The 13,806-nt window shown below is 51.1% G+C and carries 13 protein-coding genes; 12 read left to right on the top strand and 1 reads right to left on the bottom strand.

All coding sequences use genetic code 11. The features are described 5' to 3' along the window. Positions 1–31 precede the first annotated feature (31 nt). The 5 genes from purR to BLW29_RS27975 all read left to right on the top strand — a co-directional run bounded on the left by purR (position 32) and on the right by BLW29_RS27975 (position 4,051). Positions 32–871: a pur operon repressor gene (gene purR, locus BLW29_RS27995; protein ID WP_090985917.1), complete on the top strand. Its 840-nt coding sequence runs from the start codon at positions 32–34 to the stop codon at positions 869–871. 27 nt (positions 872–898) lie between these two features. Beyond that, on the top strand, positions 899–1,291 hold the full coding sequence (locus tag BLW29_RS27990) for a RidA family protein (RefSeq protein ID WP_090985915.1): 393 nt from the start codon (positions 899–901) through the stop codon (positions 1,289–1,291). A 129-nt stretch (positions 1,292–1,420) separates the two neighbouring features. Further along, complete coding sequence (gene spoVG, locus BLW29_RS27985; protein ID WP_090985913.1) at positions 1,421–1,708, top strand: septation regulator SpoVG; 288 nt, start codon at positions 1,421–1,423, stop codon at positions 1,706–1,708. Positions 1,709–1,925: 217 nt separating this feature from the next. After that, the gene (gene glmU / locus BLW29_RS27980) at positions 1,926–3,317 is read left to right on the top strand and encodes a bifunctional UDP-N-acetylglucosamine diphosphorylase/glucosamine-1-phosphate N-acetyltransferase GlmU (RefSeq protein WP_090985961.1); all 1,392 of its coding nucleotides are present in this window, start codon (positions 1,926–1,928) and stop codon (positions 3,315–3,317) included. An 83-nt stretch (positions 3,318–3,400) separates the two neighbouring features. Continuing rightward, complete coding sequence (locus BLW29_RS27975; RefSeq protein WP_090985911.1) at positions 3,401–4,051, top strand: 50S ribosomal protein L25; 651 nt, start codon at positions 3,401–3,403, stop codon at positions 4,049–4,051. A 45-nt stretch (positions 4,052–4,096) separates the two neighbouring features. On the opposite strand, the gene BLW29_RS27970 is transcribed toward BLW29_RS27975, so the two are convergent. Further along, positions 4,097–4,297 (bottom strand): hypothetical protein, encoded by a 201-nt coding sequence (locus tag BLW29_RS27970; protein WP_090985909.1) that lies wholly within the window; start codon positions 4,295–4,297, stop codon positions 4,097–4,099. A 129-nt stretch (positions 4,298–4,426) separates the two neighbouring features. Between BLW29_RS27970 and pth the strand changes: the two genes are divergently transcribed. The 7 genes from pth (at position 4,427) to urtB (ending at position 13,798) form a co-directional block, all read left to right on the top strand. After that, positions 4,427–4,987 (top strand): aminoacyl-tRNA hydrolase, encoded by a 561-nt coding sequence (gene pth, locus BLW29_RS27965; protein ID WP_090985907.1) that lies wholly within the window; start codon positions 4,427–4,429, stop codon positions 4,985–4,987. A 55-nt stretch (positions 4,988–5,042) separates the two neighbouring features. Continuing rightward, a complete protein-coding gene (locus tag BLW29_RS27960; protein WP_090985905.1) occupies positions 5,043–5,273 on the top strand; it encodes an anti-sigma-F factor Fin in 231 nt (76 codons plus the stop codon). A 159-nt stretch (positions 5,274–5,432) separates the two neighbouring features. Then, positions 5,433–8,963 carry a transcription-repair coupling factor gene (gene mfd / locus BLW29_RS27955; protein WP_090985903.1) on the top strand — a complete coding sequence of 1,177 codons (3,531 nt, stop codon included), beginning with the start codon at positions 5,433–5,435 and terminating at the stop codon, positions 8,961–8,963. After that, on the top strand, positions 8,950–10,044 hold the full coding sequence (locus tag BLW29_RS27950; protein ID WP_090985901.1) for a peptidylprolyl isomerase: 1,095 nt from the start codon (positions 8,950–8,952) through the stop codon (positions 10,042–10,044). The genes mfd and BLW29_RS27950 overlap by 14 nt, the downstream gene beginning before the upstream one ends. Before the next feature lie 73 nt (positions 10,045–10,117). Beyond that, entirely contained in the window at positions 10,118–11,167 is a 1,050-nt protein-coding gene (locus BLW29_RS27945; protein WP_090985899.1) for a lactonase family protein, read from the top strand. Between the two features lie 350 nt (positions 11,168–11,517). Continuing rightward, a complete protein-coding gene (gene urtA / locus BLW29_RS27940; protein ID WP_090985897.1) occupies positions 11,518–12,768 on the top strand; it encodes an urea ABC transporter substrate-binding protein in 1,251 nt (416 codons plus the stop codon). A 121-nt stretch (positions 12,769–12,889) separates the two neighbouring features. Further along, positions 12,890–13,798 carry an urea ABC transporter permease subunit UrtB gene (urtB, locus tag BLW29_RS27935; protein ID WP_090985895.1) on the top strand — a complete coding sequence of 303 codons (909 nt, stop codon included), beginning with the start codon at positions 12,890–12,892 and terminating at the stop codon, positions 13,796–13,798. Positions 13,799–13,806 lie beyond the last annotated feature (8 nt).

The raw sequence follows: 13,806 nt of genomic DNA, 5'->3' as shown, positions 1-13,806 counted from the left end.
AATATTCGGATTTGGCTGGGGGGAGTACACGTTGAAGAAGTTAAAACGGAGTGCAAGGTTAGTAGAAATGACGCAGTACTTACTTACACGCCCCCATACGTTAATTTCTCTGACAGCATTCGCTGATCGCTACCAATCTGCCAAGTCATCTATTAGTGAGGATTTGGCGATTATTAAAGAGGTATTCGAAGAAGAAGGGCTCGGTGAGCTGCATACGTTGGCAGGGGCCGCAGGAGGCGTGAAATATACGCCGAAGATGGGTCAGGCCGAGGCACTTGGCATCATGAACGGCATTTGTCGTCAATTGGAGCAACCGGAGCGGGTTCTTGCCGGAGGCTACTTGTACATGACGGATATGCTGGGACAGCCGGGACTGCTCGCAGATGTTGGACGAATGTTTGCAACCGCATTCGCAGCTTCGGATATCGATGTCATCATGACGGTCGAGACGAAAGGGATCCCTCTTGCTTATGCAACGGCAGCTTGCATGAATCTGCCTGTTGTCATTGTGCGTCGCGACAACAAAGTGACGGAAGGCTCTGCTGTGAGCATCAATTACGTATCGGGCTCCAATAAACGCATTCAGACGATGTCACTTGCACGTCGTGCATTGAAGGAACATGCACGCGTATTAATCATTGATGATTTTATGAAGGCCGGCGGAACAATTCAAGGCATGATGGATTTGCTGTTCGAATTTAACGCAAAGGTAGCCGGTGTCGGCGTATTCGTGGAATCCGGGGAATTGGAAACCGAGGATCGACTGCTAGAGGATTATGTGTCGTTAGCGAAGCTGACGGCTGTAGATATGAAGACGAAACACACAACTGTTGTACCAGGAAACTATTTCACGTCACGAACTTCTGTGTAGCAACCAACCGAGGAGGATTACTTGATCATGAAAGCACAACCACAAATCGTAGCGACTACGCAAGCGCCAGCTGCAATCGGACCTTATTCCCAGGCAATTAAGCTGGGCAACCTGCTGTTTACCTCCGGTCAAATTCCGCTGACAGCGGAAGGCGTTCTTGTTGAAGGTGGAATCGAAGAGCAGACGCATCAAGTATTCCGCAATCTGCAGGCTGTCCTAGCTGAAGCGGGAGCAACATTCGCTGACGTAGCGAAGGCGACGGTGTTCATCAAAGATATGAATCAGTTCGCAGCGCTCAATACCATTTATGCATCCTACTTCGGCGATCATAAGCCAGCCCGCTCTACCGTTGAGGTTGCGCGCCTGCCAAAAGACGTGCTTGTCGAAATTGAGCTGATCGTGGCGATTGAAGTCGAATAGAAACGGATAATATTCCGTTTAAAAAAATATTTTCAAACAATACAGTTATTTTCCAGAATCATGAAGGAATTCGCATTGAAACGTGGAAGTATACACCAAGTCCTTGATAGGCAAAGGTGGTGAACACAGATGCAAATTACCGATGTTAGACTCCGCCGAGTTAATTCCGAAGGCCGGATGAAGGCAATCGCCTCAATTACCATTGACAATGAATTTGTCGTTCACGATATTCGCGTGATAGACGGTAACAATGGAATGTTTGTGGCAATGCCAAGCAAGCGTACTCCTGATGGAGAATTCCGCGATATCGCACACCCTATTTCTTCGACGACACGGGAGAAAATCCAAGCTGCCGTCCTAGCAGAATACGAACGTGCAGCGACGGAAGAAGATGTAGCAATCGAAGAGGGCGCCTAAATCAAGGTATCAAGACGTCTAGCAAAGAGAGCCCAACCGGGCTCTCTTTTCTTTTGCGTACAGATACGCTATATTCAGTAGAGCATTTAAGCAAGGTGAATCGGCTGCGGCTATGCCGGCGAGGTTCATTTCGGAGAAATATAAGCTGTGTCTATGGTTTATATTTTGAATAACATAGGGATATAGAAGCTGGGAGGGACATCCTTTGAACAAAGTAATGGCAATTGTGTTGGCGGCAGGACAAGGGAAACGAATGAAGTCCAAACTATATAAAGTGTTGCATCCGGTATGTGGCAAGCCGATGGTGGCTCATGTGCTGCAGACGGTACAAGATGCGGCTTGTGAGCGCACAGTCGTCGTGCTGGGTCATGGCGCGGAAACGGTCCGCACGTATCTGGGGGATGGCGTGGAGTTTGTGCTGCAGGAGCAGCAGCTGGGTACTGGCCATGCCGTACAGCAAGCAGAACCGCTGCTTGGCGAGGAAGCGGGTACGACGGTCATTCTGTACGGAGATACGCCTCTGGTGACTTCAGAAACGATTGCAGCGCTGCTTGCGCTTCATACGAAGACAGAATCGGCAGCGACCGTGCTGACGGCAATTGTGCCTAATCCGCAAGGACTTGGACGTATCATCCGCGATGAGGCCGGCAATGTTCTTCGGATCGTGGAGCAGAAGGACTGCACGCCTGAGCAGGCGGCGATAACTGAGATCAACACAGGCATGTATTGCTTTGACAATAAGAAGCTGTTCCAGGCGCTGAAGAAGGTAACGAACAACAATGCACAAGGGGAGTTCTACCTCACCGACGTGATGGAAATATTGAAAAAGGCAGGCGAGACAGTAGGCGCGTATTGCACGCCGGATTATGCCGAGGGCATTGGCGTAAACGATCGTGTCGGCCTAGGTGAAGCGGAGGCGCTCATGCGTGCTCGAATTAACCGGAAGCATCAAATTAACGGCGTGACGATTATTGATCCTGCTGCGACCTACATCGAAGCAGATGTGGTTATCGGCTCGGACACGATTGTTTACCCAGGCACCGTATTGCGCGGTCGTACTGTCATCGGAGAAGATTGCGTGATTGGTCCTCATGCGGATATTACGGATACGGAGATCGGAAACGGTGTGACGGTGAAGCATTCCAACGCTGTGGAGTCCGTTATTGGCGACGATTGTGCAGTGGGACCATATGCCTACCTGCGTCCGGGCGCTAAGCTTGGTGCGGGCTGCAAAATCGGCGATTTCGTCGAGATCAAGAACGCTGAGTTAGGCGAAGGCACGAAGGTTTCCCATCTGAGCTATGTCGGCGACGCGAAAGTAGGCAAAGACGTGAACATCGGCTGCGGCGCGATTACCGTTAATTATGACGGCTATAACAAGTCGCTGACCGAAATCGGCGACCGTGCTTTCGTAGGCAGCAACGTGAATTTAATCGCGCCTGTTAAGATCGGTGACGGTGCTTATGTCGTTGCAGGATCTACCATTACGCAGGACGTGCCAGACAATGATGTCGCGATCGCTCGCGAGCGCCAGGTCAACAAACCGGGTTATGCCGAGAAGCTGCGCGGACGCGCCAAAGCGAAGAAGGATAGCAAGGCGAAAGGCTGATTGTGAGAAGTTGTTCGTTTATTTCCGGGCCGGAATGGGTATGAATATATGGAAATCACTACACTCTCAGGAGGTTTCCGACTATGGCGATACCATTTCGAGCAGAAGCACGGACGACAGCCACGCAAGGCCAATTGAGACAAATGAGACAGCAGGGCAACATACCCGGCGTCGTATACGGCACGAAGCTAACCAAATCGATTTCGATCTCGGTCAATGAGAAGGAGCTGGCGCATTTGCTGCGCTCCCATCCGCATGCCTTGCTTGAACTTGATATTCCGGGAGAAGGCAAGCAGCCGGTCATGCTGACGCAAGTGCAGCGCGAGCCGCTGACGCGCGAGCTGCTCCATATTGATTTCCATCAGGTGAACATGAATGAAACCATCAAAACGCCGGTTCGGCTGGAGATGGTCGGCGATTCTACCGGGGTGCGAGAAGGCGGAATTCTGCAGGCGATGCTGCATGAGCTTGAGGTGCATTGTTTACCGGATCGTATACCGGAGGTCATTGAGGTGGATGTGTCCTCATTAGGTATTGGGGAGAACCTGCTAGTCAGTGACTTGAAGCTTCCATCCGGTGTAACGACCAAGCTGGACGCTGACCAAGTCATTGTCACGATTCTGACTCCTCAGAAAGATCTGACGGCGGAAGAAGCAGAGGATGCGGCGGTAGAAACGAAGGAAGCGGAGCAGCGTGCACATGAAGCGGAGATGCATGCGGCTAAGTTTGAATAAACGTACGATAAGGGCTGCGGGTAAGAGGCAGCCCTTTACTTTTTTTCAATAGCCGGGTCTGGAAACAAAGGTAAACTGCTTGCGGCTGTAGAAAATATTATTCATCTTGATGTACGAAGGGCTGAAATATTCGACGTAGCCAATATCATGATGTTCTTGGCCCCAATAGACCTGGACAGGAACTTGATGCTCATGGTGATCCTGGAACTGATAATCGTCGAAGATAGGCTGGCCGTTTACATACATCGAAAGATACGCTCCTTTATGAACGAAGTTCGGCTTTTCTGCCGAATCTATATGTATGACAATCGAAGGCGAAGATTCGTTGCATCAAGAAAAAAGAAATTTGGGTGTAGCAGGAGTTGAGGTTTCAGCATGAAATGGATAGTCGGATTAGGCAACCCCGGCACCGCGTATCAAGGGACGCGGCATAATGTGGGCTTTATGGTCATCGATGCGCTGGCTAAGCGTTGGGGGATTAGCGTTACGCAGAGCAAATGCAAGGGACTTATTGGCGAAGGCAATGTGGCGGGAACGAAAGTTGCACTCATTAAACCGATGACCTTTATGAATTTATCCGGTGAAACGGTAAGAGGCTTCATGGATTATTTTAAAGCGAATTTGGAAGATGCCATCATCGTTTACGATGATATGGATACGGAAACGGGCAAAATCCGTCTGCGTTATCAAGGCAGCGCCGGTGGGCACAACGGGATTAAGTCCATTATTCAGCACACGGGGACCCAGACGTTCGACCGGATTAGAATCGGCATCTCTCGTCCGCAGCCGGGCATGAGCATTTCGGACTATGTACTCTCGAATTTCCCGAAGAGCGAGCAGGATCTGCTTAAGGTGATGGTGGAAGAGAGCTGCGATGCGGCCGAGTTCGCGCTGACGAATACCTTTGAACGGACGATGGCCAAATATAACCGTTAAATTTCAGCCGATGCGGGCATACTGAGGGTATAACGATTACTCAGGAGGCATACATATGGCTGTAAATTATATTTGCCGGCATTGCAAATCGCAGATCGGGTCGATCGACAACGCCCAAATTTCAGAAACACAGCTCGGTTTCCATTTCTTGACCCCCGAAGAGCGCAGCGATATAATAGCGTATAATCCGAACGGCGACGTTACGGTTAACGTGGTTTGCGACTATTGCCGCGAGGCGATCGACAGTAACCCTGAGCTGCTGCTTGTTTCGAACCCGCTGCAATAAGCGGGCTGCTGGAAATGAATGAAGAGCCTTGGCGTACGGCTGAGGCTTCTTTTTGTAGTGATCTCGAATGCAAAATGTGAATAGTACCTTTGCTAGAGGACGGCTGGTGCCGGTTCTTATAGATGGTCTGGTGTGGAAAGAAACGAGGTGCCGCTAACGTTGAAAGCATTACTGGAAGCTTACGCTGCGGATACGGATTTTCAATCTATCGTATCCGGAATCAAGAAAGGGATGCAGGAGCAGCTGGTATCCGGGCTCGCCGGTTCTTCGAGGCAGGTCATGATCGCCGCTCTGAAACATGAGTTTGACAGACCGATGCTGGTGGTCACTCACAATATGTTCGCCGCGCAGAAGATCGCGGAGGATCTGGTGGAGTGCCTGTCCGAGAACGAAGTCCTGCTGTATCCCGCCAATGAATTAGTCGCTGCAGAAGCAGCAATATCGAGCCCGGAAACGCTGGCGCAACGGATGGATGTGCTTATCCGACTGTCGCAAGGGTTTCGCGGGATTGTTGTCGTGCCGTTCTCCGGCGTTCGCCGTTTCCTGCCGATAAGCAGCGTGATGGCAGATGCTCGCATCGAGCTGCGCGTAGGCGAGACACTATCGTTGGAAGCGTTCTTACGCCAAATGGTAGAGCTTGGCTTTGTGCGCGTCGATAAGGTAGAAGGCAAAGGCGAAATGAGTGTGAGGGGCGGAATCGTCGACTTCTTCCCGCTTACTTCAGCCCATCCATACCGGGTGGAATGGTTCGACGACGAGATCGATTCGATTCGTTCCTTTGATCAAACCGATCAGCGCTCCATAGAGAAGATGGAGGCGTATACCGTACCGCCATGTCAGGAAATTCTGGCCGATGCGAGAAGGTTTGAGAATGCGGCTCAGCATGCCGCAGAGCTGCTGGAGCAGCAGCTGCTCAAGATGACAGACCGCACAGCGAAGGATCGTCTGCGTTCGGAGATCGGTTCGGAGCTTGAGAAGCTGCGGGAGCATGTGTATTTTCCGGAAATCTATAAATATATTTCGCTGCTCTATCCGGAGCGGCATACGTTATTTGATTATGTACCTAAGGATACGCTGCTGATTTATGACGAGCCGACAAGGCTGATTGAAACCGGTCGCCAACTGGAGCGGGATGAATCGGAGTGGGCGCTGCATCTCTTAACGAACGGCAAAGCGCTGCCTTCGCTTGCCCTTGCGCGTCCTTCTGACGACGTGCTCTTCCATCGTCCGTTCCCGACGCTGTTTCTCTCCCTTTTCTTAAGGCAAATTCCGCATACGCAGCCGCAAAATATTTTGAATGTAGTGTGCCGCTCCATGCAGAACTTCCACGGTCAAATGAACGTGCTGAAAGCGGAGATGGAACGTTGGCGCAAGACAGGCGCCACGGTTATGATGCTGGCCGGAAACGCAGAGCGGATGGACCGCATGCGCCGGGTGCTGCATGACTACGGCATTGAACCGCCTGTCATCATGGAAGGCAATCTGCAAACGGGCTTCGAGCTGCCTTCGATTCATCTGATCGTAATCACCGAAGGCGAGATGTTCTCGCAGAAGCAGCGCAAGGCGCGCCGCCTCGATAAGAAGATGGACAATGCTGAGCGGATTAAGAGCTATACGGAGCTGAAGGTCGGCGATTACGTCGTCCATCAGAATCATGGGATTGGCAAGTACATGGGGATCGGTACGCTTGAAATTGCCGGTATCCATAAGGACTACATGCATATTTTGTACGCAGGCGGCGACAAGCTGTCCGTACCGATTGAACAGATTGACCTGATTCAGAAATATGTCGGCTCCGAAGAGAAAGAGCCGAAGGTCTATAAACTCGGTGGCAGCGAATGGACGCGGGTGAAGAGCAAGGCGCAATCGTCGGTTAAAGACATTGCCGATGAGCTCATTAAGCTGTATGCCGACCGTCAGGCTACGACCGGTTTTGCATTCGGTGCTGACACCTCGTATCAGCAAGATTTCGAGGCGATGTTCCCCTATGACGAGACCGTCGACCAGCTGCGGGCGATTAAAGAAATCAAGAAGGATATGCAGACCGCTCGTCCGATGGATCGTTTGCTCTGCGGCGATGTCGGCTACGGCAAAACCGAGGTAGCGGTTAGGGCTGCCTTTAAGTCTGCCATCGAAGGCAAGCAGGTCGCCATTCTGGTACCTACGACGATTCTGGCGCAGCAGCACTATGAAACCTTCCGCGAGCGTTTCTCGGGATTCCCTTTCAATGTGCAGGTACTAAGCCGTTTCCGTTCGAAGAAGGATCAAACGGCCACGATGAAAGGGCTGAAGGCGGGCACGGTCGATGTGGTCATCGGCACGCACCGTCTGCTTTCGCAGGATATTATTTTCAAAGACCTGGGACTGCTTATCGTGGATGAGGAGCAGCGTTTCGGCGTGTCGCATAAAGAGAAGCTGAAGCGGCTCAAAACAAACGTCGACGTGCTGACGCTGACGGCAACGCCGATTCCGCGCACGCTTCATATGTCGATGCTCGGTGTGCGGGACTTGTCCGTCATTGAGACGCCGCCGGAGAATCGGTTCCCGGTTCAAACCTACGTGGTGGAATACAGTCCTTCGCTTGTTCGGGAGTCCATCGAGCGGGAGCTTGCGCGCGGCGGCCAAGTGTACTATCTATATAATCGCGTACAGGGAATCCACCAGATGGCGGAGCAAATCCATGCGCTTGTGCCGGATGCACGGGTGGCGGTCGGTCATGGCCAAATGTCGGAGCAGGAGCTGGAGAAGACGATTCTGGACTTCCTGGACGGGGAATCCGACGTGCTTGTCAGCACCAGCATCATTGAGACAGGCGTCGATATTCCGAACGTCAATACGCTTATCGTCCACGACGCGGACAAGATGGGGCTTTCCCAGCTGTATCAGCTGCGCGGCAGGGTGGGACGTTCCAACCGGATCGCTTATGCATACTTCACCTACCAACGTGATAAGGTGCTGACTGAAGTAGCCGAGAAGCGGCTGCAGTCAATCAAAGAATTTACGGAGCTCGGCTCCGGATTCAAGATTGCGATGCGCGACCTGTCGATCCGCGGAGCGGGAAACCTGCTTGGTGCGGAGCAGCATGGGTTCATTGCGTCTGTTGGCTTTGATCTGTATTCGCAAATGCTGGCCGATGAGATTAAGAAGCGCAAAGCAGACATGGGCGGCGGCGAAGTCGAGGAGCCTGTGAAAGAAGTCAGCACGATCATAGATATGAGCATCGATGCCTACTTGCCGTCTTCCTATATTTACGATAGCATACAGAAGATAGAGATTTATAAGAAAGTGGCCTCGGTTCGCACCTTTGAGGAAGTGGAAGATTTGCGCGAGGAGTTGATTGACCGGTTTGGCGATCTGCCTCAAGCGGTCGACAACCTGCTTTCTGTAGCTCGTTTGAAGGTGTACGGCGCGATCTGCGGCATTGAGCAAATCGGCGGAAAAGGCGAGGATATCGCCTTGCGCTTCGCGGAGCGTGAGAAGCAGCGGTTCGACACGAAGAAGGTTGACATGTTATGCCTGCAGCTGGAAAACCGATTCAAGCGTTCTGCCGGACAAGAGCCTTATCCGCTTATGCAATTAAGGGGCAAAGGATTGTCGGTAGAGCAGAAGCTTGAGCTGCTGGAACGTTTTTTGATGCACTATAAAGACACCATTCAATCGAAAGGGGAACTACAGAATGTTACGCACTAACTATTGGAGAAAAGCGACTCTGCTCGCACTGGCTGCTGTGCTGGTTGTTGTATTGGCAGCAGGCTGCGGCAAGAAGAAAGAGGAGGGCGCGGCTCCGGGTACGGGCGAAGGCAAGACGATCGCTACGTATACAGACGGCACGGTAACGGATAAGGAATTTAAGAAGTACTCGACATTCTTTGGCATCGTACAGCCTCAAACAGAGATGTACCTCAGCATTCCACAGCTGCAGGAACAATTTCTGCGTGAATATATCGGCTACAAAGTGTTGTACAAGCGTCTAGGCGACGTGAAGCAAGACGATGCAACGAAGAAAGAAGTCGACAATTTCTACACGCAAATGAAGCAGCAAATCGACGGTACACCGGAAATCAAGAAGAAAGCCGATGACGCTGGTTTGACTGAAGACGATATTAAATACTTCTACTCCATGATCTCTACGATTATGAAGGAGCAAGAGAAGAAAGTCACCGACGATCAAGTGAAGAAAGAATTTGAAACGACAAAAGCCGATTATAACGTAATCAGCGTTCGTCACATTCTCATCGGCACTGTAGATCCTGCAACAGGCCAAGAGAAGCGTAAAGACGAAGAAGCGCTAAAAATCGCAAAAGAAGTAAAAGCGAAGCTGGATGCCGGCGGCGACTGGAAAGAGCTTGCGAAGAAGTACTCCGACGATACAGGCTCCAAAGAAAACGGCGGTCTGTACGAAGCTCAGCAAGCAAAAGGCTGGGTTGCGGAATTCAAAGACGCGGCCAACAAGCAAGAAATCGGCAAAGTCGGCGATCCGGTTAAATCCCAATTCGGTTACCATGTCATGAAGGTTGAGAAACGCGAAGCTACGGCATTCGATAAATTAACCGCAGAAGACAAGACGCAGCTGAAGCAAGCTGTCGCTTCGGCTAACCTGAATAAATTCATGACGGACGAGCTTCCGAAGCTGATTACGAAGATCGATCTGCCTAAAGCGGAAACGCCTGCTGCAGATGACTCCAAGACGGATGATTCGAAGACAAATGATTCGAAAACAGACAACGCGGACAAAGCGACAGACGATAAAGCAACAAACGACAAGAAGTAAGAAGCAACACGACAAGCTCAGCCTCATGGCTGGGCTTGTTTTGAACCTATAGCGAAAAACGGGAGGCGTTTCAATGGGACAGCAGTTATTTTTTGTGGGATCCTATTCAGCGAAAGAGCAAGAAGGCATCTCGGGCATGGTCTTACATACGGAGGACGGCGCAATTACGCGGCTTTCAGGTCAAGCGGGCATTCTTAATCCATCCTTTCTAAGAAGCAATGAAGCAGGCACAAGACTATATGTGGTCAGTGAGACAGGGACAGAGCCGGGCAGCGTGCATAGCTTTGCCATCCATGCCGATAACGGGGAACTGAAGGCGATCAACGAAGTAACCACGCAGGGTGGTTCACCTTGCCATATTGAATTTGATGCTACAGGGAAGCTGCTTGTGGTGACGAACTATACAGGAGGCAATCTGGCTCTATACGGAATCGAGAGTGAGGATGGTGCGCTCGTGCCGGCGGATTTCGCTGCTCATGAGGGAAGCGGGCCGCGGAAGGATCGTCAGGAAGCGCCGCATCCGCATTCCGCCATTATTGATCCAGCCAACCGTTATGTGCTGATTGCGGACCTCGGTATTGATCGACTGGTTCATTATGAAATCGATCACGCTGCGCAGAAGCTGGTTAGACATAAGGAGACGGAGATGCCTGCCGGCGCGGGTCCGCGTCACATGGCATTCCACCCGCAATCGCCTGTGCTGTATGTGATTAATGAGCTGGACAGCACAGTAGGCATTTACGATTATGAGGCCGAACAGTCTCAGCTTACATTGAAGCAAATTATCTCTACACTGCCGGAAGGATACGACGGAGCGACGACATGTGCCGACATTCATGTGACGGCGGATGGCCGCTTCTTGTATGCCTCCAACAGAGGGCATGATAGTATTGCGGTTTATCGCGTAGTTGCGGAAGGGAAGCTGGAGCTTGTCGAGATTACGCCGAGCGGCGGCAGAACACCGCGAAACTTCGCGATCTCGCCGGATGGACAGTACCTGCTTGCGGCTAACCAGGAATCGGATAACATCGTTACGTTCCGAATCGATGAAGCGACAGGCGGGCTGACGCCTACGGGCAACGTCATCGAGACGAGCAAGCCGGTTTGTATTGCTTTTGCATAAGCAGGCAAGGTAGAAAGTCGGATGGGCACATGGTGCCTGTCCGGCTTTTTTGTTGTTTGTATGGTTGGTTCTGGGATGATGCGGAGAGCAATTATTTGTGTCATATTAATGTTAGATATATGATACATATAAATGAATATCTTGCATTTTTCAATCAAACAAGTGAGTTAATATAACATAAAATTGATCATTTTTAGAGTGTATGCGCTAACACATAAATATTTCCATCATTTATGTAATCTTTGTTGACATAAAACTTGGGCTGATCTTATAATGAAACCACGAACGATGGAAGTTCAATCCAGTAGAACGTTCGGATTAGAGATAAAAAGTGGATAGGGAGTGGGAGAATGAGGAAGAACGTTTGGAAAAGTGGGGTTTTCATCCTGTTTGCCTGTTGTTTGGTGCTGGCAGGCTGCAGCAAGAACGACAATAAGGCCGCATCGACGAATACAGTCGGCGGTTCTGGCGACAGTGCAAGCGAAATTAAAGTCGGCATTCTTCATTCTCTTAGCGGCACGATGGCAATCAGCGAAGTATCGGTGAAAGATTCGGAAATGATGGCGATTGACGAAATTAACGCTAAGGGCGGTGTATTAGGGAAGAAGATCGTGCCTGTCGTCGAGGATGGCGCGTCCGACTGGCCGACATTCGCGGAGAAGGCGCGGAAGCTGATTTCGGAGGATGAGGTTGCGACTGTATTTGGCGGATGGACGTCTTCCAGCCGTAAAGCAATGCTTCCGGTGTTCGAAGAGCTGAAAGGCTTACTCTGGTACCCGGTTCAATATGAAGGCTTAGAGCAATCCCCGAACATCATGTACACCGGCGCTACGACCAACCAACAAATCGTTCCGGCTGTCACTTGGCTGCTTGAAAACCACGGCAAGAAATTCTTCCTCCTAGGCTCTGACTACGTATTCCCGCGCACCGCTAACAAAATCATCAAAGAACAGCTGAAAGTCGAAGGCGGCGAGCTCGCCGGTGAAGAATATACCCCACTTGGACATACCGACTATGCAACAGTCATTGCCAAAATCAAAGAAGCGAAGCCGGATGTAGTGTTCAATACCCTTAACGGCGACAGCAACGTAGCGTTCTTCAAACAATTGAAGGATGCTGGAATCTCCTCGAAAGACCTGACGACCTTATCCGTATCCGTAGCTGAAGAAGAAATTCGCGGTATTGGCGTCGATGTACTGGCCGGTACATATGCCGCATGGAACTACTACCAAACCACAGATACCCCGGCGAACAAAACCTTCGTTGAAAACTATAAGAAAAAATACGGCGAAGACCGTGTTACGGCCGACCCGATTGAAGCAGGCTACGATGCTGTTTACCTCTGGGCGGCAGCCGTTGAGAAAGCAGGATCCGCGGACGTAGAGAAAGTGAAAGAAGCGGCCAAAGAGCTGGAGTGGGATGCGCCGGAAGGCAAAGTGAAAATCGACGGCGAAACCCAGCACTTGTACAAAACGGTTCGGATCGGCGAGGTTCAAACGGATGGTCAATTCAAGGAAGTATGGAACTCCGGAGAGCCGGTTAAGCCAGACCCTTACCTCAAAGGCTACTCATGGGCTGCCAGCTTGAGCGAAAGCAAATAAACAAACCAATAGTCCGGTACTAACGTGAACTGCGCCGCCGCCAGACACAGCAAGCCCTGTCATCGGGACCAACTTGATGTGTTTAGGACGGCGCAGTTTGCATAAGGGGTGCATGCAATCGATGGATGTTATTATTGTGCAGTTGTTTAACGGGATCAGCGTAAGCTCGATTCTGCTGCTTATCGCGCTTGGCTTGGCGATTACCTTCGGCCTTATGAAAGTCATTAATATGGCGCATGGCGAGCTTATTATGATCGGTGCCTACACCGCATACGTCGTGCAAAATCTCTTTACCTCTTATATGCCTGAATCGGCATTCGGTTGGTATTTCGTGCTTGCCATACCGGTAAGCTTCTGCGTTGCTTTCGCGTTTGGCATGGTGCTGGAGATGACGCTTATCCGATTTCTCTATGGACGACCGCTCGACAGTCTGCTTGCCACATGGGGTGTCGGACTCATGCTGCAGCAGATCGCTCGAAGCATCTTCGGTGCTCCGAATGTCGGCGTAACAAGTCCTGAATGGCTCAATGGCGGCGTAACGGCGCTGGGCGGCGTTGTATTCCCGTACAAGCGACTATTCATCATCGGTCTGGTGCTGGTCTGTTTGTTCGTCATGTATCTGTACATCTATCGGAGTCACTCCGGACGCAGAATGAGAGCCGTTATGCAAAATCGTGAAATGGCTGCCTGCCTCGGCATTTCAACGCGCAGAGTAGATGCGATGACTTTCGCGATTGGCTCTGGCATTGCGGGCATCGCAGGCTGTGCGCTTACGCTCATTGGTCCGATTGGTCCTTCGATTGGGACGTACTACATCGTGGATGCGTTTATGGTCGTTGTACTCGGTGGTGTAGGGAAGTTGGTGGGTACGGTGTTCGGTGCGCTTGGCATCGGGCTGTCGAATACGATTTTTGAATATTGGACGACGGCATCGCTTGGCAAAGTACTTGTATTCCTGTGTATCGTCGCTTTCCTGCAGTGGAAGCCGATGGGGCTTGTGGCGATGCGTTCGCGTTCGCTTGATAACTAGACGGGATA

The organism is Paenibacillus sp. CF384 (assembly GCF_900106745.1).
GTDB lineage: Bacteria > Bacillota > Bacilli > Paenibacillales > Paenibacillaceae > Paenibacillus_Z.
The sequence above is the reverse complement of the archived record's forward strand: the minus strand, read 5'-3'. Positions and strand labels throughout refer to the sequence as shown.

What these genes read in the sequence shown, in the direction of transcription:
- BLW29_RS27990 (WP_090985915.1), top strand. Translation starts at nt 899, where the DNA reads ATGAAAGCACAACCACAAATCGTAGCGACTACGCAAGCGCCAGCTGCA.
- spoVG (WP_090985913.1), top strand. Translation starts at nt 1,421, where the DNA reads ATGCAAATTACCGATGTTAGACTCCGCCGAGTTAATTCCGAAGGCCGG.
- glmU (WP_090985961.1), top strand. Translation starts at nt 1,926, where the DNA reads ATGGCAATTGTGTTGGCGGCAGGACAAGGGAAACGAATGAAGTCCAAA.
- BLW29_RS27975 (WP_090985911.1), top strand. Translation starts at nt 3,401, where the DNA reads ATGGCGATACCATTTCGAGCAGAAGCACGGACGACAGCCACGCAAGGC.
- BLW29_RS27970 (WP_090985909.1), bottom strand. Translation starts at nt 4,297, where the DNA reads ATGTATGTAAACGGCCAGCCTATCTTCGACGATTATCAGTTCCAGGAT.
- pth (WP_090985907.1), top strand. Translation starts at nt 4,427, where the DNA reads ATGAAATGGATAGTCGGATTAGGCAACCCCGGCACCGCGTATCAAGGG.
- BLW29_RS27960 (WP_090985905.1), top strand. Translation starts at nt 5,043, where the DNA reads ATGGCTGTAAATTATATTTGCCGGCATTGCAAATCGCAGATCGGGTCG.
- BLW29_RS27950 (WP_090985901.1), top strand. Translation starts at nt 8,950, where the DNA reads ATGTTACGCACTAACTATTGGAGAAAAGCGACTCTGCTCGCACTGGCT.
- BLW29_RS27945 (WP_090985899.1), top strand. Translation starts at nt 10,118, where the DNA reads ATGGGACAGCAGTTATTTTTTGTGGGATCCTATTCAGCGAAAGAGCAA.
- urtA (WP_090985897.1), top strand. Translation starts at nt 11,518, where the DNA reads ATGAGGAAGAACGTTTGGAAAAGTGGGGTTTTCATCCTGTTTGCCTGT.
- urtB (WP_090985895.1), top strand. Translation starts at nt 12,890, where the DNA reads ATGGATGTTATTATTGTGCAGTTGTTTAACGGGATCAGCGTAAGCTCG.